Source organism: Polynucleobacter wuianus, from assembly GCF_001659725.1.
Lineage (GTDB): Bacteria > Pseudomonadota > Gammaproteobacteria > Burkholderiales > Burkholderiaceae > Polynucleobacter > Polynucleobacter wuianus.
Genome location: NZ_CP015922.1, coordinates 2,061,777 through 2,087,682 on the forward strand (window position 1 = coordinate 2,061,777; position 25,906 = coordinate 2,087,682).

Annotated in this window: 23 protein-coding genes; 15 read left to right on the forward strand and 8 right to left on the reverse strand. The window is 46.3% G+C overall.

Translation table 11 applies throughout. The annotated features are described in order from the left end of the window. Positions 1-2: 2 nt before the first annotated feature. Genes ubiE through A8O14_RS10605 form a run of 3 tightly spaced genes read right to left on the reverse strand, consistent with a single transcriptional unit; the run spans position 3 to position 4,983 of the window. A complete protein-coding gene (ubiE, locus tag A8O14_RS10595) occupies positions 3-746 on the reverse strand; it encodes a bifunctional demethylmenaquinone methyltransferase/2-methoxy-6-polyprenyl-1,4-benzoquinol methylase UbiE (protein WP_068949479.1) in 744 nt (247 codons plus the stop codon). Continuing rightward, positions 746-1,144, reverse strand: coding sequence for a gamma-butyrobetaine hydroxylase-like domain-containing protein (locus tag A8O14_RS10600; RefSeq protein ID WP_068949480.1), 399 nt, complete (start codon positions 1,142-1,144; stop codon positions 746-748). The genes ubiE and A8O14_RS10600 overlap by 1 nt, the downstream gene beginning before the upstream one ends. Beyond that, entirely contained in the window at positions 1,144-4,983 is a 3,840-nt protein-coding gene (locus A8O14_RS10605; RefSeq protein WP_068949481.1) for a DUF3683 domain-containing protein, read from the reverse strand. The genes A8O14_RS10600 and A8O14_RS10605 overlap by 1 nt, the downstream gene beginning before the upstream one ends. Before the next feature lie 134 nt (positions 4,984-5,117). Between A8O14_RS10605 and ilvA the strand changes: the two genes are divergently transcribed. From ilvA to queF, 3 genes are read left to right on the forward strand one after another with little or no spacing between them, the layout of a single operon-like run. After that, positions 5,118-6,638 (forward strand): threonine ammonia-lyase, biosynthetic, encoded by a 1,521-nt coding sequence (gene ilvA / locus A8O14_RS10610; protein WP_068949482.1) that lies wholly within the window; start codon positions 5,118-5,120, stop codon positions 6,636-6,638. A 12-nt stretch (positions 6,639-6,650) separates the two neighbouring features. Continuing rightward, on the forward strand, positions 6,651-7,559 hold the full coding sequence (locus A8O14_RS10615) for a 5'-nucleotidase (RefSeq protein WP_068949483.1): 909 nt from the start codon (positions 6,651-6,653) through the stop codon (positions 7,557-7,559). A gap of 15 nt (positions 7,560-7,574) precedes the next feature. Further along, the gene (gene queF / locus A8O14_RS10620) at positions 7,575-8,402 is read left to right on the forward strand and encodes an NADPH-dependent 7-cyano-7-deazaguanine reductase QueF (RefSeq protein WP_068949484.1); all 828 of its coding nucleotides are present in this window, start codon (positions 7,575-7,577) and stop codon (positions 8,400-8,402) included. Positions 8,403-8,495: 93 nt separating this feature from the next. Here queF and ssb read toward each other — a convergent pair whose 3' ends face one another. Together ssb and A8O14_RS10630 are read right to left on the reverse strand one after the other, a co-directional pair. After that, the gene (gene ssb / locus A8O14_RS10625; RefSeq protein WP_068949485.1) at positions 8,496-8,951 is read right to left on the reverse strand and encodes a single-stranded DNA-binding protein; all 456 of its coding nucleotides are present in this window, start codon (positions 8,949-8,951) and stop codon (positions 8,496-8,498) included. Between the two features lie 80 nt (positions 8,952-9,031). Continuing rightward, complete coding sequence (locus A8O14_RS10630; protein ID WP_068949486.1) at positions 9,032-10,216, reverse strand: MFS transporter; 1,185 nt, start codon at positions 10,214-10,216, stop codon at positions 9,032-9,034. A gap of 37 nt (positions 10,217-10,253) precedes the next feature. Between A8O14_RS10630 and uvrA the strand changes: the two genes are divergently transcribed. After that, positions 10,254-13,142, forward strand: a complete 2,889-nt coding sequence (gene uvrA / locus A8O14_RS10635; RefSeq protein ID WP_068949487.1) for an excinuclease ABC subunit UvrA — start codon at positions 10,254-10,256, stop codon at positions 13,140-13,142. 20 nt (positions 13,143-13,162) lie between these two features. On the opposite strand, the gene A8O14_RS10640 is transcribed toward uvrA, so the two are convergent. Further along, a complete protein-coding gene (locus A8O14_RS10640) occupies positions 13,163-15,145 on the reverse strand; it encodes a monovalent cation:proton antiporter family protein (protein WP_068949488.1) in 1,983 nt (660 codons plus the stop codon). Between the two features lie 11 nt (positions 15,146-15,156). Between A8O14_RS10640 and A8O14_RS10645 the strand changes: the two genes are divergently transcribed. The 9 genes from A8O14_RS10645 (at position 15,157) to rapZ (ending at position 21,593) form a co-directional block, all read left to right on the forward strand. Continuing rightward, positions 15,157-16,149: a KpsF/GutQ family sugar-phosphate isomerase gene (locus A8O14_RS10645; protein ID WP_068949489.1), complete on the forward strand. Its 993-nt coding sequence runs from the start codon at positions 15,157-15,159 to the stop codon at positions 16,147-16,149. 21 nt (positions 16,150-16,170) lie between these two features. Continuing rightward, the gene (locus A8O14_RS10650) at positions 16,171-16,743 is read left to right on the forward strand and encodes a KdsC family phosphatase (protein WP_068949490.1); all 573 of its coding nucleotides are present in this window, start codon (positions 16,171-16,173) and stop codon (positions 16,741-16,743) included. 3 nt (positions 16,744-16,746) lie between these two features. Next, complete coding sequence (gene lptC / locus A8O14_RS10655) at positions 16,747-17,388, forward strand: LPS export ABC transporter periplasmic protein LptC (protein ID WP_068949491.1); 642 nt, start codon at positions 16,747-16,749, stop codon at positions 17,386-17,388. Between the two features lies 1 nt (position 17,389). Then, on the forward strand, positions 17,390-17,950 hold the full coding sequence (locus tag A8O14_RS10660; protein ID WP_082913174.1) for an LptA/OstA family protein: 561 nt from the start codon (positions 17,390-17,392) through the stop codon (positions 17,948-17,950). Beyond that, on the forward strand, positions 17,947-18,714 hold the full coding sequence (lptB, locus tag A8O14_RS10665; RefSeq protein WP_068949492.1) for an LPS export ABC transporter ATP-binding protein: 768 nt from the start codon (positions 17,947-17,949) through the stop codon (positions 18,712-18,714). The genes A8O14_RS10660 and lptB overlap by 4 nt, the downstream gene beginning before the upstream one ends. Positions 18,715-18,897: 183 nt before the next feature. Further along, complete coding sequence (hpf, locus tag A8O14_RS10670) at positions 18,898-19,221, forward strand: ribosome hibernation-promoting factor, HPF/YfiA family (RefSeq protein WP_068949493.1); 324 nt, start codon at positions 18,898-18,900, stop codon at positions 19,219-19,221. 33 nt (positions 19,222-19,254) lie between these two features. Then, positions 19,255-19,716 (forward strand): PTS sugar transporter subunit IIA, encoded by a 462-nt coding sequence (locus A8O14_RS10675; RefSeq protein ID WP_068949494.1) that lies wholly within the window; start codon positions 19,255-19,257, stop codon positions 19,714-19,716. After that, a complete protein-coding gene (gene hprK / locus A8O14_RS10680; RefSeq protein WP_068949495.1) occupies positions 19,713-20,699 on the forward strand; it encodes an HPr(Ser) kinase/phosphatase in 987 nt (328 codons plus the stop codon). The genes A8O14_RS10675 and hprK overlap by 4 nt, the downstream gene beginning before the upstream one ends. Positions 20,700-20,702: 3 nt before the next feature. Continuing rightward, entirely contained in the window at positions 20,703-21,593 is an 891-nt protein-coding gene (rapZ, locus tag A8O14_RS10685; RefSeq protein WP_068949496.1) for an RNase adapter RapZ, read from the forward strand. Here the strand turns inward: rapZ and mutY are convergent. Then, the gene (mutY, locus tag A8O14_RS10690) at positions 21,538-22,680 is read right to left on the reverse strand and encodes an A/G-specific adenine glycosylase (protein ID WP_068949497.1); all 1,143 of its coding nucleotides are present in this window, start codon (positions 22,678-22,680) and stop codon (positions 21,538-21,540) included. The two genes, rapZ and mutY, sit on opposite strands and share 56 nt — an antisense overlap. Further along, the gene (gene mutM, locus A8O14_RS10695) at positions 22,665-23,501 is read right to left on the reverse strand and encodes a bifunctional DNA-formamidopyrimidine glycosylase/DNA-(apurinic or apyrimidinic site) lyase (protein WP_068949498.1); all 837 of its coding nucleotides are present in this window, start codon (positions 23,499-23,501) and stop codon (positions 22,665-22,667) included. Before mutM ends, mutY begins: the two co-directional genes overlap by 16 nt. 35 nt (positions 23,502-23,536) lie before the next feature. On the opposite strand from mutM, the gene A8O14_RS10700 reads away from it, so the two are divergent. After that, positions 23,537-25,024: a lipoprotein insertase outer membrane protein LolB gene (locus tag A8O14_RS10700; RefSeq protein ID WP_068949499.1), complete on the forward strand. Its 1,488-nt coding sequence runs from the start codon at positions 23,537-23,539 to the stop codon at positions 25,022-25,024. Then, complete coding sequence (ispE, locus tag A8O14_RS10705) at positions 25,017-25,901, forward strand: 4-(cytidine 5'-diphospho)-2-C-methyl-D-erythritol kinase (protein ID WP_068949500.1); 885 nt, start codon at positions 25,017-25,019, stop codon at positions 25,899-25,901. Before A8O14_RS10700 ends, ispE begins: the two co-directional genes overlap by 8 nt. The last annotated feature ends 5 nt before the right edge of the window (positions 25,902-25,906 follow it).

The following is a 25,906-nucleotide window of genomic DNA, read 5'->3' on the forward strand; positions in this document are numbered from 1 at the left end:
CATTAGTATTTAATACCAATATGTAAGGCAACGATACCCCCAGTCATCCTGTGGGTTTCGACTTCATCAAAACCAACTCCTAACATCATTTCTTTTAAGGTATTTGCATCGGGATGCATGCGGATGGATTCTGCTAGGTAACGATAGCTTTCTGAGTCTTGCGCAATCTTTTCACCCAACCAAGGTAACACCTTGAATGAATAGGCGTCATATACAGGCTGCAAGAATGCATCAGGCTTAGAAAACTCGAGGACTAATACGCGACCACCCGGTTTGATGACGCGACACATTTCACCAAGCGCGACATCTTTATGGGTCATATTTCGCAAACCAAAAGCAACAGTCACCACATCGAAATGGTTATTAGGAAATGGAATTTTTTCTGCATCAAATTGCACACAAGGCAAAGCCATGCCGCGATCCAACAAACGATCACGACCTACTCCCAACATAGAGGCATTGATATCGCTTAGCCAAACTTGAGCATCCGGGTTGCGACCCCAATCTGTAGCTTTAGCAAATGCAGCAGCAAGATCTCCAGTGCCCCCAGCGATATCTAAGACCTTTTGACCAGGACGCACATTGGCTCGTGCAATAGTGATTTTTTTCCAAACACGATGTAAACCAAAAGACATTAAGTCATTCATCACATCGTATTTGCTGGCTACCGAATGAAATACCTCGGCAACCTTGCCAGCTTTTTCGGCTTCATCAACGCTTTGATAACCAAAGTGGGTTTTGCTCATTAGTGACTTCCACAAGAATGACCATGCGAGTGTCCTGACTGCACCATTGGCGCATCACGATCAAGACCTGCAGCAGCCAATTTATCTAAATGCTCTTGCCATACTTGCTCTTGGTTTTCGCACAAGAAATATAAGTAATCCCAAGAATACAAACCTGAATCATGCCCATCAGAAAAAGTGGGCTTGAGTGCGTAGTGACCAACGGGTTCAAGGTTTGCAATTAATACCTCGCGCTTACCAGTTTGCAATGTCTCTTGGCCTGGGCCATGACCCTGAACTTCTGCCGATGGAGACAGCACTCTTAATAATTCAAAAGGCAAGCGGAAAGTAGAGCCATTCTCATAAGAGAGCTCCAAGACCTTAGATTGTTGATGCACAACAATATTAGTTGGAATCATTAAACCAATACCCTTTCGATACCACCTTGGTTTGCTTTAGCAACGTAATCTTGCATCCAGTTTTCACCAAGCAATTTTTGCGCCATCTCAACCACAATGTAATCTGCAGTGGTATCACTATCTGCATCAAAGCGCGTTAAGCCTTGCAAGCAAGATGGGCAACTCGTTAATACCTTAATATCACCAGTAAAGTCGCCCTTACGTAAATCATTAGCACCTTTTTCCATTTCGATTTGCTTACGGAAACGCACCTGAGTAGAAATATCAGGACGTGTTACTGCGAGTGTTCCTGACTCACCACAACAACGATCATTCTTGGCAATGGCTTTGCCATCCTCCAACTGAATAAGCTCATTGACAGTCTTCAAAGGATCTTGCAACTTCATTGGAGAGTGGCAAGGGTCGTGATACATGTACTTGACACCCTTTACACCAGCGAGCTTAACGCCTTTCTCCGCTAGGAATTCATGGATATCGATAATTCGGCAACCTGGGAAGATTTGCTCAAACTGGTATCCGGCTAATTGGTCATAACAAGTACCGCAAGATACGACCACAGTCTTGATATCTAAGTAATTCAAAGTATTGGCAACGCGATGGAACAAGACGCGATTGTCCGTAATCATCTTCTCTGCTTTATCAAAGTCGCCATTACCCCGCTGTGGGTAGCCACAACATAAGTAACCCGGTGGCAATACCGTTTGCACTCCCACATTCCATAACATGGCTTGGGTTGCTAAGCCAACTTGAGAGAACAGGCGCTCAGAACCGCAACCAGGGAAATAGAACACCGCTTCAGTATCAGCAGATGTTGTCTTCGGATCACGAATGATTGGTACATAGTTGGCATCCTCGATGTCCAAGAGGGCGCGAGCCGTCTTCTTCGGCAAATTGCCAGGCATCTTCTTATTCACAAAGAAAATCACCTGCTCTTTAATGCTCGGCTTGCCAACGGTTGCAGGAGGATGCGCTGTTTGTTGTTTTGCAAACTTGCGGAAAATATCATTACCCAAGCGCTGCAACTTATAGCCCCAACCAATCATGGTCTTGCGAGCTAAATGGATAGACTCGGGACTCGTAGCATTCAAGAAGAACATCGATGCGGCGGTACCAGGATTAAAGCGCTGCTGTCCCATCTTGCGTAATAGGTTGCGCATATTCATCGTCACGTCACCAAAGTCAATTTTGACCGGACAAGGTGTCAAGCACTTATGACACACCGTGCAATGGGCCGCAACGTCATCAAACATTTCCCAGTGACGAATCGAAACGCCACGGCGAGTTTGCTCTTCATACAAGAAGGCTTCGATCAATAAAGAAGTGGCGAGGATCTTGTCGCGCGGGCTATAGAGCAAGTTTGCACGGGGTACATGGGTTGAGCAAACAGGCTTGCACTTGCCACAACGTAAACAATCTTTCACGCTATCAGCAATCGCACCAATATCACTTTGCTGCATGATGATCGACTCATGGCCCATCAAACCAAAGCTAGGCGTATATGCCATGCTCAGGTCGGCATGTGGCATCAACTTGCCTTTATTAAAGCGGCCTTCAGGGTCAACACGATTCTTATAGCTACGAAAGTCTTTGAGTTCAGCTTCAGTTAAATATTCAAGCTTTGTAATACCAATACCGTGCTCACCAGAAATCACGCCATCCAATGATCGCGCTAACTTCATGATGCGGTCAACTGCACGATGTGCATCTTGCAACATCTCGTAGTCATCAGAGTTCACTGGAATATTAGTATGAACGTTACCGTCTCCAGCATGCATATGCAAAGCAACGAATACACGTTTGCGCAGTATATTTTTATGAATCGCTTCGAGTTCAGCCAGAATTGGCTCAAAAGCTAAACCACCAAAAATGATGCGCAATTCAGAGCGCACTTCTTCTTTCCATGAGGCACGCAAACTGTAATTCTGCAGCTGCGGGAAATAAATATCCATCTGCGTCAGCCAGTCAGCCCAACGATGACGGACTTTTGCAATTAATTCGAGAGCCTGTTGAACACGATCGCCCAAGATTTCTGCTGTTGGAATCTCATATTCCTCATCGCCCTTGCCCAATGGCAAAGCACTCTTTTTTAAGAATGCTTCGAGACCATCGAGAACTTGTAACTTATTCTTCAGGGATAGTTCAATATTGATGCGATCAATACCATCGGTGTACTCACCCATGCGCGGCAATGGAATAACAACGTCTTCATTGATCTTAAAAGCATTGGTATGGCGGGCAATCGCAGCCGTACGCGCACGATCTAACCAGAATTTCTTACGAGCTTCCGCACTGACTGCGACAAAGCCTTCGCCAACACGCAAATTCGCCATCCGCACTACTTCACTAGTAGCAGCAGCAACAGCTTCTTCATTATCGCCAGCGATATCGCCAATCAACACCATTTTCGGCAAGCTGTTACGCTTCGATTTGGTTGAGTAGCCTACTGCGCGTAAATAACGGTCATCCAAATGCTCAAGACCAGCCAAAATGGGGCCGCCTTGTTTACTTAAGCCATCTAAGTAAGCCTTGATTTCAACAATACTTGGGATTGCTTCGCGCGCCTGACCAAAGAATTCTAGGCAAACAGTACGCATGAATTTCGGCATACGATGTAATACCCAAGTTGCGCTAGTAATCAAACCATCGCAACCTTCTTTTTGCACGCCAGGCAAACCAGATAAAAATTTATCGGTAACGTCTTTACCTAAACCCTCTTTACGGAAACGCTTGCCCTCAACCTCTAATAATTCTGTTTTCAGAATACGTTGTCCAGGCTCACTATTGCCATCAGACCAAGTAAGCTGAAAGCGCACTGTTGCAACATCATGGATCTTGCCAAGGTTGTGCTCAAGACGTTCAACATCAAGCCAATTTCCTTGAGGATCCACCATGCGCCAGCTTGCCAAGTTATCTAGAGCAGTACCCCAGAGAACGGCTTTTTTACCGCCAGCATTCATTGCAATATTGCCGCCAATACAACTTGCATCAGCAGAAGTAGGGTCAACTGCAAACACCAACCCAGCATGCTCTGCAGCGTCAGATACGCGACGAGTAACAACACCAGCACCCGTAAAGATTGTTGAAACCTCGTGAGCAACACCAGGCAGATGCTTAGATTTAACGCCACCGATATCTTGCAATTTCTCAGTGTTAATCACCGCAGACATTGCATACAGCGGAATCGCACCACCGGTATATCCTGTGCCACCTCCACGCGGAATAATCGTGAGACCCAATTCCACGCATGCTTTAACCAAACCAGGAATTTCCGATTCGTAATCTGGCTTGAGAACGACCAGCGGAAACTCAACACGCCAGTCAGTTGCATCAGTCACATGCGCTGCACGTGATACGCCATCAAAACAGATATTGTCACTAGCAGTGTGACGACCTAATTCTTTGCGAGCGCGTTTGCGGATAACCTCAACTTCTTTAAATCCATTTTCAAAATTTTCAATTGCGCGATAAGCGGCACTCAATAGAATTTCTACTTGTTCTGCAGAGTCGCCAATATTACGTTTTTTAACTTCGCCTAGGCGATGCCATAAAGCATCAATCAATTGCTGACGACGGCTAGGGCTATCTAATAGGTCGTCTTGCAAAAAGGGGTTGCGTTGAACCACCCAAATATCACCCAGGATTTCGAATAACATGCGTGCTGAACGGCCAGTTCGACGAACGCCGCGCAGCTCATTGAGAACGCGCCATGACTCCTCACCCAACAGGCGAATCACAATTTCTCGGTCAGAAAAGGAGGTGTAGTTGTAGGGAATTTCGCGAAGACGGGGGGAACCTGCCTCAGCATCCAACAACTGGTTCAAAGCTAGTGGTGCGTTCATAGCGACATATTTGATAAATAAGCATTTTAATTGAGCGAACCTGATAGTGGCAGGAAACAGAGAAAGTTGCTCCCCGAAGGGATAAACCCTTGCAAATCTAAGGGCTTAGGGGTCATCCGTGGTACGCTCATTAGATGGCAACGAACTATTTAAAGAAAATTTTATCGGCTCGCGTCTATGACGTGGCCAGAGAAACTGAACTTCAGGTCGCCCCTGAACTGACCAAACGTTTGGGCAACCAGGTCCTACTCAAAAGGGAGGATAACCAGCCGGTTTTCTCCTTCAAACTGCGTGGCGCCTACAACAAAATGGCCCATTTACCCGCTGAAGCCTTAAAACGCGGGGTAATTGCGGCTTCAGCTGGAAACCACGCACAAGGGGTAGCCCTGGCTGCCGCCAAGATGAAATGCAAAGCTGTCATCGTAATGCCGGTAACTACCCCCAGCGTCAAAATCGATGCGGTCAAAGCTCGCGGTGGCTCTTGGGTAGAAATCATCCTACATGGCGAGTCTTACAGCGACGCCTTCAAGCATTCAGAGCTCTTGGGCAAAAAACGAGGTTTGACATTCGTCCATCCATTTGACGATCCAGATGTCATTGCAGGACAAGGGACGATTGCCCATGAAATTTTTACTCAATACGAAAAACCGATTGATGCAGTTTTTGTAGCTATTGGTGGCGGTGGTTTGATTGCAGGTATTGGTGAATACATCAAAGCAGTTAGCCCTAAAACTAAAGTCATTGGCGTTCAAGCATCTGATTCTGATGCCATGAATCAATCGCTCAAAGCTAACAAACGCATTGAGATGAAAGATGTTGGTTTGTTCTCAGATGGCACCGCAGTCAAATTGGTTGGCAAAGAAACTTTCCGCATTTGCAAAAAAGTGGTAGATGAAATCATCACTGTTGATACTGATGAAATTTGTGCAGCGATTAACGATGTTTTTACCGATACCCGAAGCATTCTTGAGCCCGCTGGCGCCCTAGCCATTGCAGGCATGAAGAAGTATGTAGAGAAAAAGCGTATTAAGAAAAAAACTTTGGTGGCGGTGGCCTGCGGGGCTAATATGAACTTTAGCCGTCTGCGCTTTGTAGCAGAACGCGCAGATGTTGGTGAGTTCCGCGAAGCCGTATTTGCCGTGACCATTCCTGAAGAGCGCGGCTCTTTCAAACGCTTCTGCGAACTACTTGGAAAACGTAACGTCACTGAATTTAACTACCGGATTGGCGATCAAAGTGAAGCGCACATTTTTGTGGGTATCAGCACACAAAAAGTAGGTGATAGCGAAGCCATTGCAAAACATTTCCGCAAAGCCAAGTTTGCAACGATTGATCTCACGCATGACGAGTTAGCAAAATCTCACCTGCGTCACATGGTAGGCGGCCATTCCGTTCTTGCCAAAGATGAATTGCTCTACCGCTTTGAATTTCCAGAGCGCCCAGGTGCTTTGATGAAGTTCCTCACCAGTATGGCGCCGAACTGGAATATTAGCCTGTTTCACTACCGCAACCACGGCGCCGACTACGGCCGTATCTTGGTAGGCATTCAGGTTCCGAAGAATGAGCAGAAGAAATTCCAAAGCTTCTTAGCAACATTAGGCTACCCGCATTGGGATGAGAGCAACAACCCTGCGTATCGTTTATTTCTTAAATAAATTTAATTAAAGATGTCTTACACGCTCACCGGAAAACTCGTCGTCGCGATCTCCTCGCGCGCCCTGTTTGATTTCGAAGAAGAGAATCGCATCTTCGAATCGACCGATGACAGCGCATACATGAAGTTACAGCTCGAACGTCTTGGCGAAGCTGCGCAGAAAGGTGTGGCATTCCCGCTAGTCAAAAAGCTGCTCGCCTTTAATGAAGAAGGTGAGCAACGCGTTGAGGTAGTCATCCTCTCTCGTAACGATCCCGTCAGCGGTTTGCGCGTGTTCCGCTCTGCAGAGCATCACGGTCTGCATCTAGAGCGGGGTGTCTTTACTAGAGGTCGCCCGCCCTACCACTATCTGCGTTCATTACACGCCAATCTATTCTTATCTGCAAACGAAGATGATGTGAGAGCGACGATTGATGCTGGCTTCCCTGCAGCACGCGTCTATCCAGAGTCCAGCAAAACCGCTGAATCTCATCCCAATGAAATCCGCATTGCATTTGACGGAGACGCAGTACTTTTCTCCGATGAAGCAGAACAAGTTTTTCAGAAAAAAGGTTTGGAAGCTTTTGTAGATCACGAGAGCAAAAAAGTTGACATTCCACTGCCTCCTGGCCCATTCAAACCTTTACTCGAAGCGCTACACAGACTCCAGCGCTCAACCAGCGAAAACGGTATGCGCATTCGCACTGCATTAGTAACCGCACGCTCTGCTCCAGCACATGAACGTGCTATCCGCACATTGATGGCATGGGGTATTGATGTTGACGAAGCCATGTTCTTAGGTGGCTTGTCGAAGAGTGAGTTCTTACGAGAATTTGAACCAGACTTTTTCTTTGACGATCAAACCGGTCATTGCCAATCTGCTGCTTCAGTTGCACCAACAGGCCATGTTGTATCGGGCGTATCAAATAAACCTAAGAAGTAAGCACCAGAATACTCAATGGCAACACTACCACTCGGTCAATCTTCGAAATATCCCGATCAATATAATCCAAGTTTGCTCTTTCCAATTCCAAGAGTAGAGAACAGGAAGAAGCTTGGCATAAAAGAAGATCAAGTGCTACCGTTTGTCGGTGTTGATATTTGGAATGCCTTTGAGCTCAGCTGGCTCAATAAAAAAGGGAAGCCCCAAATTGCATTAGCGGAGTTTCAGATCCCTGCAGACTCACCAAATATGATTGAGTCCAAGTCATTTAAGCTGTATCTAAATAGCCTCAACAGCGCCCGCTTTGAAGATGAGAATGAAGTTAAAGAGCAACTCATCACAGACTTATCTGCGGTAGCTGGTAGCAAGGTCACCACGCGCATCATTCCCACAGAAGCAATCTCCAAAAAGGGGATGCAAGAGATGGGTGGGGTCTTGATGGATCGTCTTGATATCGAAGTAGACCCAACTCTCCCTGCAGACCCAAGTCTACTAGGGGTAAATGAATCCTTTGGCCCCATTGAGCAATGCCTAGTTTCGCATCTACTGAAATCAAACTGCCCGGTTACCGGACAACCAGATTGGGCTAGCGTGCAAATTCGCTATCAAGGTAGACCTATTTTGGAGGAAGGCTTATTGCGCTACCTCATTGGCTTTAGACAATTGGGTGAGTTTCATGAGCATTGTGTAGAAACGATCTTTACCGATATCAAGCGCCAGTGCAAACCTGAAAAACTGTCTGTATATGCGCGCTACACCAGACGCGGTGGCCTAGATATCAATCCATTTCGCACAGACCACAATTCGCCTTGGCCTGAAAACACCCGACACGCAAGGCAGTAAATGATTACATTAGCAGTCAAATAAAAACCCCTTGTAGGAAATCCTAGAAGGGGTTTTTGCTATTGCGGCATCCACCGCATTAATAGTTATTACTTAAAACGGGATGTCGTCATCCATTGCGCCAAGTGATGCAGCATTAGATGATGCTGGAGTAGATTGCTCAGCCGGCTTTGAGCGGCTATAGCTCTCGCCACCGTCACCACTTCCGCCTACTGGCTTGCCACCGAGCATTTGCATGGTTTCTGCAACGATCTCTGTGGAATACTTTTCTTGGCCGCTGGCGTCAGTCCATTTGCGAGTACGCAAACGTCCTTCAACATAAACCTGTGAACCTTTTTTGAGGTATTGACCAGCGATCTCTGCAAGCTTGCCAAAGAATGCAACGCGATGCCATTCTGTGGTTTCTTTCATTTCGCCAGTTTGTTTATCTTTGTAGCGATCAGATGTTGCTACTGAAATATTTGTAACGGCGTCGCCGCTTGGCATATAACGTGTCTCTGGATCACGCCCTACGTTACCTACGATGATGACCTTATTTACCGAAGCCATGTTGTCTCCCGAAGAAAATTACCACTGTTATTACTACTCAAAATAAACTGCTCGCTTTAATTTAATCTATGAAGCTGCGGTTATGTCGTTGTGGCTACATCCTTTGATTCTGTTGCTCTCGTTGGCATTTCGCCCATCGACCAGGCAATTATAAGCCAGCAAACTAAGAGCACCGCGCCCATCACAAAGACCGATAAATCGCCATGGCTATCCATTAAATAACCCCCAACAGCAGCTCCAGAAAACAGTCCAATTGACTGAGTGGTGTTGTAAACACCTAAGGCGGTACCTTTAGATTCTTTGGCAAAACGCGATACCAAAGATGGTTGCAAAGCCTCTAGTAAGTTAAAGCCTACGAAATACACTAATAGCGCAATCGCAATTGAAGTGATAGACGCGGTGTTCGTAAAAAGAATTTCTGCAATTAATAGCAACACGATTGCAAATAAAAGGATAGTGCGCAACTTCTGCTTTTTCTCACCATAAATGATGGCAGGCGCCATAAAAACAAATGACAATAGAACCACCGGCAAATAAATTTCCCAATGGGATGAAAGTGGCAGACCAGCTTGCACCAATAAGCGTGGCACCACTAAAAACATAGCCACTTGTGTTGCATGCAATACAAAGACACCCAGATTTAATCGCATTAGCTCAGGACGAAAGAAAACTTCTTTCAAAGAGGCTTGTTGAACTTTGGCTTCTGGTTTAGTGGTAGGTAAAACGTAGTAAGTCACCAGCATTGCCAATACACCAAGAATCGCCAGAACAATAAAAATTCCACTCAGACTAATCGCACGATAAATCGGCGCAGCAATAACCAATGACAGAGCAAATGACAAAGCAATACTTCCGCCCACTAAAGCCATGGCTCGAGTGCGCACCTGTTCGCGCGTTAAATCAGCCACCCAGGCAGAGATTGCAGCAGAAACTGCCCCAGCACCCATAATTCCGCGCCCAATCGCAATCCATAACAAGTCATCTTTTGCTGCGCAGATCAGCGCTCCGGCGACAAAGAGGGATAAACCCCATAAAACTACGGGTTTGCGTCCAATTCGGTCAGAAAGGCGGCCTAAAGGGATATAGAAGCCAGCCTGAACAATATTGAAGATTCCTAGGGTCAAACCCACCCAGAGAGCGTGCTCGCCACCCGGCAAGCCCCGAGCATGAATGCTAAAGACCGGCAAGAGCAAGAACAGGCCCAGCATGCGAAGGCCAAAGATGCCCGCTAAGGCCAGAGTAGATCGGAGTTCAGAAGGATTCATGGGAAAGAGCTATATTAACAAGTTACGCTAAAAAATCATGAATAACGAAATCAAGATCCGCGGTGCCCGCACCCACAACCTTAAAAACATCAATCTAGATATCCCTAGAGAGAAACTCGTCGTCCTGACTGGCTTATCTGGTTCTGGCAAAAGCTCATTGGCTTTTGACACGCTCTATGCCGAAGGTCAACGCCGCTACGTTGAATCCCTCTCTGCATATGCCCGTCAGTTTTTGCAGTTAATGGAAAAACCGGATGTCGATACGATTGAAGGTTTATCACCTGCAATCTCTATTGAGCAAAAAGCAACTAGTCATAACCCACGCTCAACTGTTGGCACCGTTACTGAAATTCATGATTACCTGCGACTACTATTTGCTCGTGCCGGCACGCCACATTGTCCTGATCATGATCTTCCGCTTGAAGCCCAAAGCGTTTCACAAATGGTCGATACCGTGCTGTCTATGCCAGAAGATACAAAGCTAATGATTCTGGCTCCAGTAGTGAGCGAGCGCAAAGGTGAATTTGTAGATCTCTTTCAAGACCTGCAGGCACAAGGCTTTGTGCGCTTTCGAGTGCGCTCAGGTGGTGGCACAGCAAACTTAGCTAAGGCAGAAATTTTTGAAGTCGATCAATTACCTGCACTTAAGAAAAATGATAAGCATTCAATTGAAGTAGTGGTAGATCGCATTAAAGTACGACCCGATATTCAGCAACGCCTTGCAGAATCTTTTGAGACAGCCTTACGTCTTGCTGATGGCAAAGCCATGATTGTGGATATGGATACGGGCAAGGAGATGATTTTCTCTAGCAAGTTCGCTTGCCCGGTTTGCTCATATTCACTGCAAGAACTGGAGCCTCGCCTTTTCTCTTTCAATAATCCTATGGGCGCCTGTCCATCCTGCGATGGTCTTGGACATCAATCCTTCTTTGATCCTAAGCGCATCGTGGCGCATCCTGACTTATCGCTAGCCTCCGGTGCAATTAAAGGTTGGGATCGTCGCAATCAGTTCTACTTCAAGCTATTGCAGACCCTTGCTAAGCACGGTGGCTTTGATGTGGAAAAACCATTTGAGTCCTTGAGCAAGAAACAACAAGATCTTATCTTGCTAGGTTCTGGCGATGTCACCATTCCTTTTGAATACATCAACGAGCGTGGCAAGAACAGTATTCGTGAGCATGCCTTTGAAGGTATCGTGGCCAATTTTGAACGTCGATATCGCGAAACCGATTCTGTCACTGTGCGCGAAGAGCTTGCGCGCTATCAAAATATCCAAACCTGTCCAGAATGTAATGGCAGCCGTTTACGCAAAGAAGCACGGTTTGTCAAAGTAGGCGAAAAGAAGCAATCGCGAGCCATTTATGAGATCAGTGCACTGCCGCTCAAAGAAGCGAAAGAATATTTCGAAGCACTTGAGCTGAAAGGCGCCAAAAGAGAAATCGCAGACAAGATTGTTAAAGAAATCGGCGCCCGTCTACGCTTCCTTAATGACGTTGGGCTTGATTACCTCTCTTTAGAGCGAAGCGCGGACACCCTATCTGGCGGCGAGGCGCAACGTATTCGCCTGGCAAGCCAGATTGGCTCTGGCTTAACTGGTGTGATGTATGTATTAGATGAGCCTTCTATTGGTTTACATCAACGCGACAACGATCGCCTAATTGGCACACTCAAACACCTCCGCGATTTAGGCAATAGCGTATTGGTGGTTGAGCACGACGAAGATATGATTCGTGCATCAGACTGGGTAATCGATATCGGTCCTGGTGCTGGTGTTCATGGCGGTGAAATTGTTGCTGAAGGTACGCCCGCTGAGGTGGAAGCCAATCCAAAATCGCTCACTGGCGCATACCTTTCTGGCCGAGAAGCCATTCAAGTTCCACAAAAACGTATTCCAGTCAATGATCGCTTTCTAGAAATCATTGGAGCACGTGGTAATAACTTGCAATCTGTGCATGCAAAGATTCCGGTTGGCCTCTTAACTTGTGTCACTGGTGTATCAGGCTCAGGCAAGTCAACCTTGATTAATGACACCCTGCATCATGCAGTGGCACAGCATCTCTATGGCTCTAACGCAGAACCTGCAGCACACGATGCAATGAAAGGTCTAGAGCACTTTGATAAGGTGATTAGTGTCGATCAATCACCGATTGGCAGAACACCGCGCTCCAACCCTGCTACCTACACTGGCCTCTTTACGCCAATTCGTGAACTCTTTGCAGGCGTTCCGGCAGCGCGTGAGCGTGGCTATGAAGCTGGTCGCTTCTCCTTTAACGTCAAAGGCGGTCGTTGCGACTCTTGCGAAGGTGATGGCGTTCTTAAAGTAGAGATGCACTTCTTACCAGATGTTTATGTGCCTTGTGATGTCTGTCATGGCAAGCGATATAACCGCGAGACTTTAGATATCCGCTACAAAGGCAAGAACATTCATGAAGTACTTTCGATGACTATCGAACAGGCGCATGAATTCTTCGAGGCTGTACCCGTCGTTAAGCGCAAACTCAAAACATTGCTAGATGTTGGCTTGGGCTATGTGAAGCTTGGGCAAAGTGCAACAACGCTATCAGGTGGCGAAGCGCAACGCGTGAAGTTATCGCTGGAGCTCTCTAAACGAGATACTGGTAGAACTCTATATATTCTCGATGAACCAACTACAGGTTTGCACTTCCATGACATTCAACTTTTGCTTACAGTAATTCAGACGCTAAAAAAACAAGGCAATACGATTGTCATCATCGAGCACAACTTAGATGTGATTAAGACTGCCGATTGGATTATTGACTTAGGTCCTAAGGGTGGGGCTGGTGGGGGTCAGATTATTGCTACGGGAACGCCTGAGGATGTAGCTAAGAATGAAGTGAGTTTTACTGGTCACTACTTGGCACCATTACTGGATCGTAAACCCGTCGCCGCCAAGAAAAAGAAATAGTCAAAACACCGTGAACAATCTCAGAGTAATTTAGCTTCAGCCAAGTCGGTTGCTTCTGAATTACCTGAGATCACCAAAATATCATTAGCTTCCAGGGTCAAGTCCGGCATCAGCACAAGTTTGGCGTAATCTGCATTTCGGCCTTTGCGACGGACCGCCTGCACGCTCACCCCTTCATTTTCAAGTTGAAGTTCACCCAGTGTTTTGCCTACCGCTTGAGAATTGGGCAAAAGGGTGATCGAATGCAAACGCCAAGATTCGTTTGAACCAAAATCATCATCCCCGGCACCCCGGAAATAGCCTCGCAACAAGCTATAACGCTCTTCACGTGCAGTCGTAATGCGCCGAACCACCTTACGCATGGGGACGCCCATAATCAGTAGCACATGTGAAGCAATCATGAGGCTGCCCTCAATCAATTCAGGAACTACTTCTGTAGCACCTGCCGCTTGAAGCTTAGCGATATCCGCATCATCTCTAGTGCGCACTAGCACCGTCATACCTGGGCGCAAATGCTCAACCTGACGCAGCACACGCAAACTGGCAGCAGTATCGGCATACGTAATGACAACTGTCTTAGCCCTCGAGAGGCCAGCAGCAACTAAATAATTTTCTCGACTGGCATCGCCATATACAACATTGTCGCCAGCAGCCGCTGCTTCCTTCACACGATCAGGATCTAAATCCAGTGCGATATATGGAATCTTTTCCTGATCGAGCATACGAGCCAAGCTTTGACCAGAACGACCAAAACCACAAATGATGACGTGATTCTCATTACGTACGCTCTTTGCAGCAACGCGTGTTAATGCGAGCGATTGCAACAACCACTCATTACTTGAGAAACGCATCGCAATTCGGTCGCTGTATTCCACTAGGAATGGCGCGCAGAACATCGATAGCAACATGGCTGCAAGCACTGCTTGACTCAAGACGAGATCAATCAAATCCAAGCCATCAATTTGAGTCAGTAATACGAAGCCGAATTCACCCGCTTGAGCAAGGCAAAGCCCAGTCCTAATGGAGATGCCAGGGCTTGATCCAAAAGCCCTAGAGAGCAATGCAATCAAACCAAACTTAAATACCAATGGGCCAATCAACAATAACAGCACTAACAGCCACTGCTCACGAATGACGTTGAAGTCTAGCAACATGCCAATCGTAATAAAGAAGAGCCCCAATAAAACATCGCGGAATGGTTTAACGTCTTCTTCAACCTGATGGCGATAAGGTGTTTCAGAAATTAACATGCCAGCCAAAAATGCACCGAGTGCCAAAGACAAACCAAAATGCTCTGTTAAGCCCGCCATACCGAGCACGATCAGCAAGAGATTGAGCATGAATAATTCTTGCGAGCGCAGCTTAGCAACCAATCTAAACCAACGGCTCATAAGCGATTGACCAATAAAGAAGATCAAAGTCAATGCAATCGTGATTTTGATAGATGCCGTAGTGAGGGCCACAAAAAGATCTTTAGGATTTTTTCCTAAAGAGGGCAACAAGATCAATAAGAAGACCACTGCCAAATCCTGGAATAACAAAATACCCACTACATTTCGACCATGTTCTGTTTCCAATTCAGATCGATCAGACATCAGTTTTGTCACAATCGCAGTAGAGGACATGGCTAAAGCACCACCTAAAGCAATCGCCGCCTGCCAAGAGATTGGATAAATCCAGTTCATCAAAAGGCTAGCAGGAACTGCCAACAGCATGGTTAAAACCACCTGACTACCGCCTAGACCAAACACGATGTTCCGCATTGACCTCAACTTATGGAGATTAAATTCCAAACCGATCGAAAACATTAAGAAAACTACCCCGAACTCGGCCAAATACTTGACTGTGGATGAGTCGTTTGCCAAAGCTAGGGCATTAGGCCCAATCAACACGCCAATGGCCAAATAGCCCAAAATAGGGGGTAAGCCAAAATAGCGGAAAATAACCACTCCGGCCACACCCGAGGCCAGGAGAATGAGGGTTAATTGAAGGACTGACGGCATATACTTACTCGATGATAGCTAAGACTCGTGAACGTACCCTAAAGCTTGCGCGCGATACCCTCACTATTGAGGCTGCTGCACTGCAAACGATGCGTGATCGCCTAGAGGGCGTCAACGCTGATGCGCTGGTACACGCAGTTCAATTACTACTCGACTGCAAAGGCAGAATTGTGGTTTCTGGAATTGGCAAATCTGGGCATATTGCCCGCAAAATTGCAGCCACCTTTGCATCCACCGGCTCACCGGCTTTTTTTGTTCACCCGGCAGAAGCAAGCCATGGTGATTTAGGAATGGTTACCAGAGATGATGTTTTTGTAGCACTCTCAAATTCTGGTGAGACCGAAGAATTACTCACCATTGTGCCTATCGTAAAACGCACTGGCGCAAAACTGATTGCTCTTACTGGCGCTCCGGATTCTTCGCTTGCGAAATTGGCAGATGCCCATTTAGATACGAGCGTAGAAAAAGAAGCGTGCCCCCTTAATCTTGCCCCAACTAGCAGCACAACTGCTGCCCTAGCAATGGGCGATGCCTTAGCTGTTGCCTTGTTAGATGCTCGCGGATTTCAGGCGGAAGATTTCCAGCGCTCACATCCAGGCGGACGCTTAGGTCGCAAACAACTCATACATGTTAGCGAAGTCATGCGCAGCTTTGATGACACCCCAAAGATCTCTATTCAAGCATCACTACAAGAGGCTTTACAGGAGATGACTGCTAAGCGCATGGGTATGGTAGTGACATTAGATGACAAGCAAAAAGTATTTGGGATTTTGACTGATGGTGATTTGCGTAGGCTCTTGGAAAAAAATACCAATCTGACCAGCATTACATTACAGAATGCAACTACGGCTAGCCCCCGCACCATTCCACCTGAACTCTTGGCAGAAGAAGCTATTGAAATGATGGAAAAACATCGCATTAATCATTTAGTGGTTACTGATAAAGATAGCCGCCTATTGGGCGCATTAAATCTACACGACCTCTTTGCAGCCAAGGTAATTTAATACCGTTGTTGATTGAAACTCATGCCTAGCGCCTTTAATACTCACAATACCAACCCACTATCCCAGTACCCCCAAGCCTGGGAGCGTGCAGGCAAAATCAAGTTGCTTGTTTTAGATGTCGATGGTGTGCTCACTAACGGCCAGGTATGGATTGGTGCTGATGGCAAAGAATCTTTGAAGGCCTTTGACATTCAGGATGGCTTAGGCATCAAACTTCTAGAACAATGCAATATTCCAACAGCAATCATTACTGGTAGAAACTCCAAGATGGTCTTAGCTCGTTGTGATGAGTTGGGCATCAAGCAGGTTCACATGGGTGTTGAAAATAAGGCACTGGCTTTAAAAGAAGTTCTAAAGAAGCTTAGTCTTAAAGCGAGTGATTGCGCCGTGATGGGCGATGATTGGCCAGATCTCGCAATGATGAAAAATGCCGGTTTGCGAATTGCACCAGCACAGGCACATGAATCTGTTAAAGAGTTTGCGCATTTTGTCACTACACATACTGGTGGTAATAGCGCTGTACGCGAAGCATGTGACCTCATCCTAAAAGCCCAAAACCACTTCGATGAGTTGCTCAGCAAGGCTCGCCAGTAAATAATGCAATTGAATTCTCAACGAATCAAAATCAGCCTTACACGCACGCTATTGCGCCTTATGCCATTGATATTGATGGGAGCTTTAACTCTCATGACTTTTTGGTTGGTCCAGAAAAATACTCCCCCAGAAAGCTCAATGCTTGAGCGCGTTCGTCTACACGAGCCTGACTACATTATTAAAGACGGAACGCTCTCAGCCTTGAATGAGCAAGGCAGCACCAAATATCGAGTATTAGGCAATAAAGTCATTCACTATGACGATGATGCCTCGATTGATATTGAACAGCCCCGCATGCGTCTATTTCAGCCAGATAAAGCACCTGTGACCGTGAAGTCTAATACTGGACACCTAGATGGTGATCTCACCATCCTGGAGCTCTTTGATAACGCCTCTATCTTTCGACCAGCCCAAGCTGCAACCGCTACGGAGCCTGCAACGCTGCGGATGCTGGCTTCCTCTAGCTATTTCAAGGTCTTGATTAACGACGATATTGTTGAAACTGATCGACCCATCACACTAGAGCAGGGCATGTCGATCATGCACTCTACTGATGGTGGCATCTTCGACAATATTCAGCAGAGCATGACACTTTCAGGACAAGTTAAAGGTCGTATTGAACGTGCTCCGCGGAGTGCTCAATAATATGTTCACAATAAATCGCCTTGCTCATTTTGGAATATTTCTGGGCGCCTTAACACTGGGCAACTTTGCTCATGCAGAAAAAGCAGACCAAGATAAACCTATCATTTTTGAGGCGGAAAAAGTTTCCGTAAATGACGTTCAACAGATTTATGACCTCAAAGGCCAAATCCTATTAATTAAAGGCAGTATCGTTGTGACAGGTGATGATGGACATATTCAGGTAGATCCAGAGGGTTACGAATATGTCGATATCAAAGGATCACCTGATACAACAGTCAGCTTTAGACAACGACGAGAAGGCCCTGCAGATGAGTACATGCAAGGTAATGGTACGCAGATTACTTACAATGCAAAAACAGAAGTATTGACCATTATCGGTGATGCCAGTCTAAAACGCTCACTCAATATGCAGATGCTCGACCAACTGCAAGGCTGGAAAATTGAGTACGATGATATTACTGAGCGCTATCGTGTAACACCCCCTGCAAACTCAAAACCAGAGGATCTACCCTTAGCCCGAGCAATCCTTTCACCAAGAAGAAAAGCCACATTAGAGAAATGACAACGGATTTAGCTCAAAACACTTCCACGCCAACACTGAGTGCTCACAATCTCCAGAAGCGCTATGGCTCTAGAACAGTAGTTCGAGATGTTTCAGTTGAGGTGAAATGTGGTGAAGTAGTTGGACTGCTGGGCCCCAATGGCGCAGGTAAAACAACCTCGTTCTACATGATCGTAGGTTTGGTTCCGCTTGATGCAGGTCGCATTATTTTGGATGGTGCTGATATCACTCACCTACCCATTCATGAGCGTGCTCGTATGGGTCTGTCTTACCTTCCGCAAGAGGCGTCTGTTTTTAGAAAACTCAATGTGGCTGAAAATATTCAAGCTGTACTTGAGCTACAAGTTCAAGGTGGCAAGCGATTAACCAAAGGGGAAATTGCTGACCGCTTAGATGAACTATTAGGCGAGCTACAAATTAGCCACCTGCGCAATAATCCAGCACTTTCTCTTTCCGGTGGCGAGAGACGTCGTGTGGAAATCGCCAGAGCCTTAGCCTCTCAGCCAAAATTTATCTTGCTAGATGAACCCTTTGCTGGCGTTGACCCTATTGCCGTTGGGGAGATTCAGCGTATTGTGCGTTTCTTGCGAGATCGTCAAATAGGTGTTTTGATCACCGACCATAACGTTCGCGAAACCTTAGGGATCTGCGACCACGCCTACATCATCAGCGAAGGAAGCGTTCTAGCAGAAGGCAAGCCCGACCAAATTATTCAAAATGATGCGGTTCGTCGAGTCTATCTAGGCGAAAACTTCCGGATGTAAGCCGGACAAGACATCTGTCCGTATAAGTCATAAAAAGTGGTTTTCCCTCTTGGTTTTCAGCAAAATCGCTGATACGCTGGAGGTTCATGGTTCATTTTCCAAAAAAAACAGCTCAAAAATTACAGGGGCTTGCTGCGCACCCCGGGTATAGCTATGCGCACGCGTTGATATAAGGAGTTGCTCATGAATTTAAAAATTAATAGCCGTCATGTAGAAGTTACCCCTGCTATGCGTACGCACCTTGAGGCTGGGATGGCCAAAATTCGTAAGCACTTCGATCACGTCATAGATGCATCCGCTTTTTTAGTAGTCGATAACGCTAAAGAAAAAGATCTGCGCCAAAGCGCTGAGATCACGATTCACCTCAAAGGCAAGGAACTGTTCGCCGAAGCACACAACGCTGACCTCTATCACGCTATGGATGCGGTGGTTGATAAGCTGGAGCGCCAAGTCGTGAAACATAAAGAAAAAATTCAAGATCATCATCACGAAAAGCATTTTGAGTAATCCTGACTGTCAGGACACCTATAATCATCTGTAATGAATGCCCTGACCAATCTTTTTGCCCCTGACTGCATTGCATTAGATAACTCTGCTAAAAACAGAGCTGATGCTTTTGCAGCTGCTGGGGAACTATTTACTAAACAAGTTGGCATTGATGCAACCGCAGTGATAGAGTTTCTCGATGCTCGCGAAGATCTAGGCTCAACTGCTTTAGGTGCTGGAGTCGCTATTCCTCATGGTCGCGTTAAAGGCCTAAAGCAACCATCTGCTGCTTTTATGAGGCTCAAAGAGCCTATCGAGTTTGCAGCCCCTGATAATGAGCCCGTTTCGATTCTCATTTTTTTGCTGGTTCCAGAAAAAGCTACTCAGCAGCATTTAGAAATTCTCTCTTCTATCGCACAACTATTATCCGATGCAGATGCAAGGGAAAAATTAGCCACCGCCACTGATCCGAACAAAGTCTATGAACTCTTACAGCAGTGGGGAAGTGCAAAATGACCCAGCCATTACTCCTTGACGGAGTAACTGCTCAGCAGATTTTTGACGACAACGTTTCTGATCTAAAGCTCTCTTGGATCGGCGGTCTTGAAGGCGCCGATCGTACCTTTCCGCCTGAAGCGGTTAAAGCGGCTGCCGCCAGTTCAGACTTAGTTGGTCACTTAAATTTAATTCACCCAAGCCGTATCCAAATTTTTGGTGAACAAGAGGTGGATTACCATGCAGCACTTGAGCCAAAACAAAAGCAAGAGCAGATCGCTAGCCTCATTTCTAAAACGCCACCTTGTGTCATAGTGGCAGACGGCAAGGCTGCCGATCCAGATTTGCAACTTTTTTGTCAGCGCTCATCTACGCCACTATTTACGACCCATATTTCTGCTGCAGAAGTTATTGACCATCTGCGTACTTATCTCACCAAAATTGGTGCCCCGCAAATTACGATGCACGGGGTGTTCATGGATATTTTGGGCCTAGGCGTTTTACTAACTGGAGAGTCTGGGCTTGGTAAAAGTGAATTGGGTCTGGAACTCATTTCTCGAGGACACGGCTTGGTGGCGGATGACGCTGTTGACTTTTCACGCCTTGGCCCAGATTACATTGAAGGTCGTTGCCCAGTCATTTTGCGCAACCTACTGGAGGTTCGTGGCCTTGGCTTGTTGGATATTCGAACCATTTTTGGCGAAACAGCGGTTCGGCGTAAATTAAAGCTACGCCTGATTGTGCAGCTGGTTCGCAGAACCGATGGTGAGTTTGAAAGACTACCGCTTGAGGCTCAACATATCGATGTTCTCGGCATTCCAATTCGGACTGTCAAAATTCAAGTGGCGGCTGGACGCAACTTGGCAGTTCTTGTTGAGGCCGCAGTTCGCAATACGATTTTGCAATTGCGTGGCATTGACACCCTCAAAGAGTTTATTGAGCGACAGCGCGTTCAAATGAATGCGGAAGCAGACTCCATCAAATCCCAAGGGCGACTACTCTAAGCCATGCAAATTAATCTGATTACCGGAATCTCAGGCTCGGGTAAATCAGTTGCCTTAAGGGCTTTTGAGGACGCAGGCTACGACTGCGTAGATAACCTACCAGTCTCATTACTAGAAAACCTCATTACTACTCTTGTAAATGAAAAAAGTGAGCGAGTGGCTGTTGCCATCGATGCACGGCGCGGTCAATCTATTGCGCAGCTTCCATCTATTCTCGAAAATCTCAAGCGTGATCACCAAGTACGTATCGTCTTCTTAAATGCGGATACCAACACATTGGTTCAGCGTTTTTCAGAAACACGTCGCCGACACCCCTTGTCAACTAATGCAAAGCAAACTCAATCTGCGACCTTGATTGAAGCAATTGATAAAGAGCGCAGCCTCTTAGAGCCTCTGCGCGCACAAGCTCACAGCATCGACACTAGCAATCTTCCTGCTCATGCCCTACGCTCTTGGATCCAAGATCTCCTTAAAGACAAGCCAGCTGGCTTGACAGTCATTTTTGAATCCTTTGGTTTCAAAAAGGGGGTGCCCAGCGAAGCCGACCTTGTGTTTGATGTTCGTTGCCTACCCAACCCCCATTACGACAAAGTCTTGCGGCCTCTGACAGGCAATGACATACTCGTTAAAGAATTTCTGGAAAAAATCCCTGAAGTTATCAGTATGGAAACTGACATTACGCAATTTATTGATAAATGGCTGCCGCACTATATTGCTGATGGACGGAGTTATTTAACCGTTGCTATTGGCTGTACTGGCGGCCAACATCGCTCAGTCTATTTAGTCAACCGAATCAGCGAACACTTCCGCGCTCAAAAAGATTTGATGGATCTACAGCTTAATTTTTTAGATCGCCACCGCGAGCTAGACTCAATCCCTGCAGCAAAACTTTAATTGGCTGCGGTAGACCGTAGCGCCCCAATTGTTTTAAGGGTACCCACTTGAGTTTTTCGTTTCCAGGCTCGACGAGTTTTGAGGTACTCACATACCAAATCTGCATCCATAAGCGTCGATGAGTAAACACATGCTTAATTTGAGGGCCAGCCTGGGCAGTCTTACAAACCCTCAGCCACGGGGAGGCCTTCTCTTCCGGCAAAGCTGCTGCAAATAAATTTTGAATACTTGGAGTGGTTTTTCTAGAGGGGGATTTGGCTACCCAGACAGATTCCGGTAAAGACCATAAGCCACCCCAAATCGCTTTACTCGGACGCTTTTGCAACAGAATAGAATTGCCTGATCGAATTAAGAGCATATCGCAATCAAACTCAGGCGACTTTGCTTTCACTATTTTTTGTGGCAATGACAACACTTGATTGCTCAAATTTGCTTGGCAAGATTTTTCAAATGGACACTTTTTTTCATGACCGAGACAAACCGGTTTGCGGGCAGTACACCAGGTAGCACCAAAGTCCATCAACGCTTGGGTATAAACCGGCATATCTTTTGGTTTTACAGGCAAGATATCTGTAGCCAATTTCCATAAGCGATCATTTATCACCTTCTCTTGCATTGCACCCTCTACACCAAATAAGCGCGCCAAAATTCTTTTGACATTGGCATCGAGAATGGGTGCTCTTTTATGAAAAGCAAATGCAGCAATTGCACCCGCGGTTGAGCGCCCAATACCCTTGAGTTGTTCGAGCATTACTGGATCACTTGGAAACTGCCCTCCAAACTCTTTCATTACTTGCTGCGCACAGGCATGCAAGTTTCGTGCCCGCGAGTAGTATCCAAGTCCAGCCCATTCTGCCAACACATCATCAATATGGGCCTTAGCTAATTTTTGAACCGTGGGGAAACGTTTCATAAAGCGGGGGTAGCGCTCTAGCACCGTAGCAACTTGGGTTTGTTGCAACATGACCTCTGAAACCCATACCGCGTAAGGATCTCGATTGCCTTGCCAAGGTAGGCCAGAGCGCCCACTACGCGCATGCCAGGCAATCAAATTTTCAGAAAATGTCGTGATCAGCGTTTTTGACATGTGGGGCAAAAATAGGTTGAACGCTGACCCTGAACAATTTGTTTGATTGGTGTTTTGCAAATCTTACATGGCTGATCTTTGCGATCATAGACTTTGGTTTGCACCATGAAGTGACCTGGATCGCCATCACTGTTTACAAAATCTTTCAAAGTACTGCCGCCTGCCGCAATCGCTTTTTTCAAAATCAACCTCACAGCTTCAGCAAGGCGAGAGCATTGGGGACGTGTGAGTTTTCCTGCGGCCTTTGCAGGATTTATACCTGCCTCAAACAAACTTTCAGAGCAATAAATATTGCCAACCCCAACTACCGATTGCCCAGCCAAGAGAAATTGCTTGACCGCAATACTTCGCTTGCGAGATGTCTTATACAAAATATCCGCACCTAGCTCTCCAGCAAACTCTGGTGAAAAAGGCTCCACCCCTAACTTTTGCAACAGGGCATTTTTTTCTATCGGTCCTTTTGTTTTTGGATGCCATAAGACTGCGCCAAATTTCCTAGGGTCATGCAAGCGCAAGCTCAACTTTCCAAACTCTAAAGTGACGCGATCATGCAACTTCAAAGGTTCAGTACTTGGCAAAACACGTAAAGTGCCAGTCATTCCCAAATGTACCAACACATAACCTGTATCCAGTTCAATTAAGAGGTACTTTCCACGCCTTTCAATACCGCGCACTTTTTGGCCTGGCAAAATTTTTGATAGGGTTTTAGGGACAGGCCAACGTAAGCGCCCGTCAAGGACCTTAACGGCACTAATACTTCGCCCCTGAAGGTGAGGGGCAATTCCTAGTCGAGTAACTTCAACTTCTGGGAGCTCTGGCATAAATCAATTGTAAATTCGCAGATTAGAATGTGCTCATGAGCCAATATTTACTGAAATCCTATCTCAACGGATTTTTACTCCTTGTCATCGCTTGTACAGGCAGCCTTTCGGGATATGTTGCTGCGCAAACGGATGAGGCGCAAACTGGCCAAGCAGTTTTTGAGGTGCTGGCTTCCGAGATTGCCTTACAAAGAGGTGAAGCGGGCCTGGCTTATGGCACCTATCTGGAAATGGCGCGCCAATACAAAGATACTCGCCTAGCTCAAAGGGCAATGGAAATTGGTATTGCTGGAGGATCGCCTGAGCTAGCTTTGAATGCCGCAAAACTCTGGGATAGCTTGTCGCCCGCCTCCCAAACCAAGCCCAAGGAAGTTCTGATCACTTTACTGGTCTTAAGCAATCGTTGGTCTGATGCAGTCAAGCCAGCCATTGCCTTACTCCGTCAGCAATCCCCTGCAGAGCAAGAAAATACACTCTTGCAACTACAAGCCTTACTTGCCAAAGCTAAAGATGAGTCGGAAGCTTTGCGAGCTTTCTATGAAATTACTTCTACTGCAAAACCTGCCCCCAAAGATCCTGCGTTGCTCTACACCTATGCGATGTCAGCAGAAAAGATTGGCCGTTTAGATGTGATGGAGAAAACCCTGCGTGAAATCTTGCGCAAGAATCCGAACGATGCGAATTCATTAAATGCTCTAGGTTACTCACTAGCCGACCGAAATATCAAATTACCTGAAGCATTTGCGCTCATTAATAAAGCACATCAACTCTCACCTAAAGATAATTTCATTTTAGATAGCTTGGGTTGGGTCAACTTCCGTCTTGGAAAAAATGAACTGGCTTTAGAGCAACTACAGCAAGCATTCAGAATGAAGCCTGAAGCGGATATCGCGGCACACACTGGCGAGGTTTTATGGGTAATGGGTCGTCGCACTGAGGCTGAAGAGATGTGGCAGCAAGGTCAAAAATTAGATGCCAATAATCCCACCCTCAAAGAAACCTTAAAGCGCTTAAAACCTGATTGGTCTAATACAGATCAAGTTGCACAAGGCTCATGGGACGGACGTTTCGCCGTTAAAGTAACGGGACTAACAGACGCTCAAAACCAAGGGGGGTCTGGTGGCTTCACGCTGACCCAGGAACAACTAAAGGATGTCTTAGAAATTCGTAACCCCGTCGGTGGCTCTATTGCCAAAATTACTATTGAGCCTGGGGAAGCAACGCTAGAGCGCGATGGCCAAGTCATTACTGCGATTGATGCAGATACTCTAGTTCAAAACGCATTAGGACTGCCACTGCCTGCGCGCGGTTTATCAAACTGGCTTCGAGGCGAAGTAAGGCCTGGCGGTGAAGCAAGTGTAGAAAGAAATGTAAAAGGCCAAGTGAGCAAAATAATTCAAGATGGTTGGAACTTGGTTTACACCTGGAACGATAAAAATCGTCTTGAAAAGTTAACAATGACTCGTAGCTCTAACATTGGGTCGATTGATATCCGCCTCGTATTTGATCAAGCCAATGAGTGATGCATTTAAAGACTCTCTAACGCTACGCTCACCAGCTAAGCTCAACTTATTTCTCCACATTGTTGGACGCAGAGCAGATGGCTATCATTTGCTGCAATCTGTATTTCAATTGATTGACTGGTGTGACACTGTCAGCCTCAAAAGAATTCCAGAAAATGAGATTCGTCACATCAACCCAATCCCTGGTGTAAAGCCTGAAGACGATTTGGTTGTAAAGGCCGCGAATTTATTAAAAGATTTTTGCAAAATTAAAATTGGCGCTGAGATAATTCTCAAAAAAGATATTCCGATGGGCGCCGGATTAGGTGGTGGCTCATCTGATGCAGCCACTACTCTGATTGGCCTAAATCACCTCTGGAATCTCCATCTCGATCAAAAAACGCTTTGCGATCTGGGCCTCAAACTTGGTGCTGATGTGCCTTTTTTTATCTTTGGAAAAAATGCGTTTGTTCAGGGAATTGGCGAAGAAATACAAGAAATTACCTTGGATAGTCGCCAGTTTTTAGTCATGTTCCCAAATCAGGGAATTGCCACCAAGAGTATTTTTCAAGACCCCGAATTGACCCGAGATCATGGTCAGATTACAATTGATGGCTTTCTTGCATCGCCATGGTCAGATCTTTCAAACGATTGTCAGGCGGTAGCGATGCGGATTTGTCCTGAAGTGAAGCAAGCTTTGGATTGGATTAGTCAGGCGGTACCGGGCTCAGAGCCCCGTATGTCAGGCTCTGGAAGTAGCGTTTTTGTAGTCTTAGACCCTAAGACTGATGTCGCAAAACTGGAAAATCTTCTACAAAATCTTCCTAAGGGGTGGATAGGTCGGGTTGTTCGGGGGCTAAATAAAAATCCCGCTTACAATTTGATTTCTTCAGAATGATCCGT

Coding starts and splice junctions, on each gene's coding strand:
- rapZ (WP_068949496.1), top strand. CDS start 20,703: ATGCAAATTAATCTGATTACCGGAATCTCAGGCTCGGGTAAATCAGTT.
- A8O14_RS10650 (WP_068949490.1), top strand. CDS start 16,171: ATGCCTAGCGCCTTTAATACTCACAATACCAACCCACTATCCCAGTAC.
- ubiE (WP_068949479.1), bottom strand. CDS start 746: ATGAGCAAAACCCACTTTGGTTATCAAAGCGTTGATGAAGCCGAAAAA.
- lptC (WP_068949491.1), top strand. CDS start 16,747: ATGCAATTGAATTCTCAACGAATCAAAATCAGCCTTACACGCACGCTA.
- A8O14_RS10700 (WP_068949499.1), top strand. CDS start 23,537: ATGAGCCAATATTTACTGAAATCCTATCTCAACGGATTTTTACTCCTT.
- A8O14_RS10600 (WP_068949480.1), bottom strand. CDS start 1,144: ATGATTCCAACTAATATTGTTGTGCATCAACAATCTAAGGTCTTGGAG.
- A8O14_RS10615 (WP_068949483.1), top strand. CDS start 6,651: ATGTCTTACACGCTCACCGGAAAACTCGTCGTCGCGATCTCCTCGCGC.
- hpf (WP_068949493.1), top strand. CDS start 18,898: ATGAATTTAAAAATTAATAGCCGTCATGTAGAAGTTACCCCTGCTATG.
- uvrA (WP_068949487.1), top strand. CDS start 10,254: ATGAATAACGAAATCAAGATCCGCGGTGCCCGCACCCACAACCTTAAA.
- hprK (WP_068949495.1), top strand. CDS start 19,713: ATGACCCAGCCATTACTCCTTGACGGAGTAACTGCTCAGCAGATTTTT.
- ispE (WP_068949500.1), top strand. CDS start 25,017: ATGAGTGATGCATTTAAAGACTCTCTAACGCTACGCTCACCAGCTAAG.
- queF (WP_068949484.1), top strand. CDS start 7,575: ATGGCAACACTACCACTCGGTCAATCTTCGAAATATCCCGATCAATAT.
- ssb (WP_068949485.1), bottom strand. CDS start 8,951: ATGGCTTCGGTAAATAAGGTCATCATCGTAGGTAACGTAGGGCGTGAT.
- mutM (WP_068949498.1), bottom strand. CDS start 23,501: ATGCCAGAGCTCCCAGAAGTTGAAGTTACTCGACTAGGAATTGCCCCT.
- A8O14_RS10660 (WP_082913174.1), top strand. CDS start 17,390: ATGTTCACAATAAATCGCCTTGCTCATTTTGGAATATTTCTGGGCGCC.
- ilvA (WP_068949482.1), top strand. CDS start 5,118: ATGGCAACGAACTATTTAAAGAAAATTTTATCGGCTCGCGTCTATGAC.
- A8O14_RS10645 (WP_068949489.1), top strand. CDS start 15,157: ATGATAGCTAAGACTCGTGAACGTACCCTAAAGCTTGCGCGCGATACC.
- A8O14_RS10640 (WP_068949488.1), bottom strand. CDS start 15,145: ATGCCGTCAGTCCTTCAATTAACCCTCATTCTCCTGGCCTCGGGTGTG.
- A8O14_RS10630 (WP_068949486.1), bottom strand. CDS start 10,216: ATGAATCCTTCTGAACTCCGATCTACTCTGGCCTTAGCGGGCATCTTT.
- A8O14_RS10675 (WP_068949494.1), top strand. CDS start 19,255: ATGAATGCCCTGACCAATCTTTTTGCCCCTGACTGCATTGCATTAGAT.
- A8O14_RS10605 (WP_068949481.1), bottom strand. CDS start 4,983: ATGAACGCACCACTAGCTTTGAACCAGTTGTTGGATGCTGAGGCAGGT.
- lptB (WP_068949492.1), top strand. CDS start 17,947: ATGACAACGGATTTAGCTCAAAACACTTCCACGCCAACACTGAGTGCT.
- mutY (WP_068949497.1), bottom strand. CDS start 22,680: ATGTCAAAAACGCTGATCACGACATTTTCTGAAAATTTGATTGCCTGG.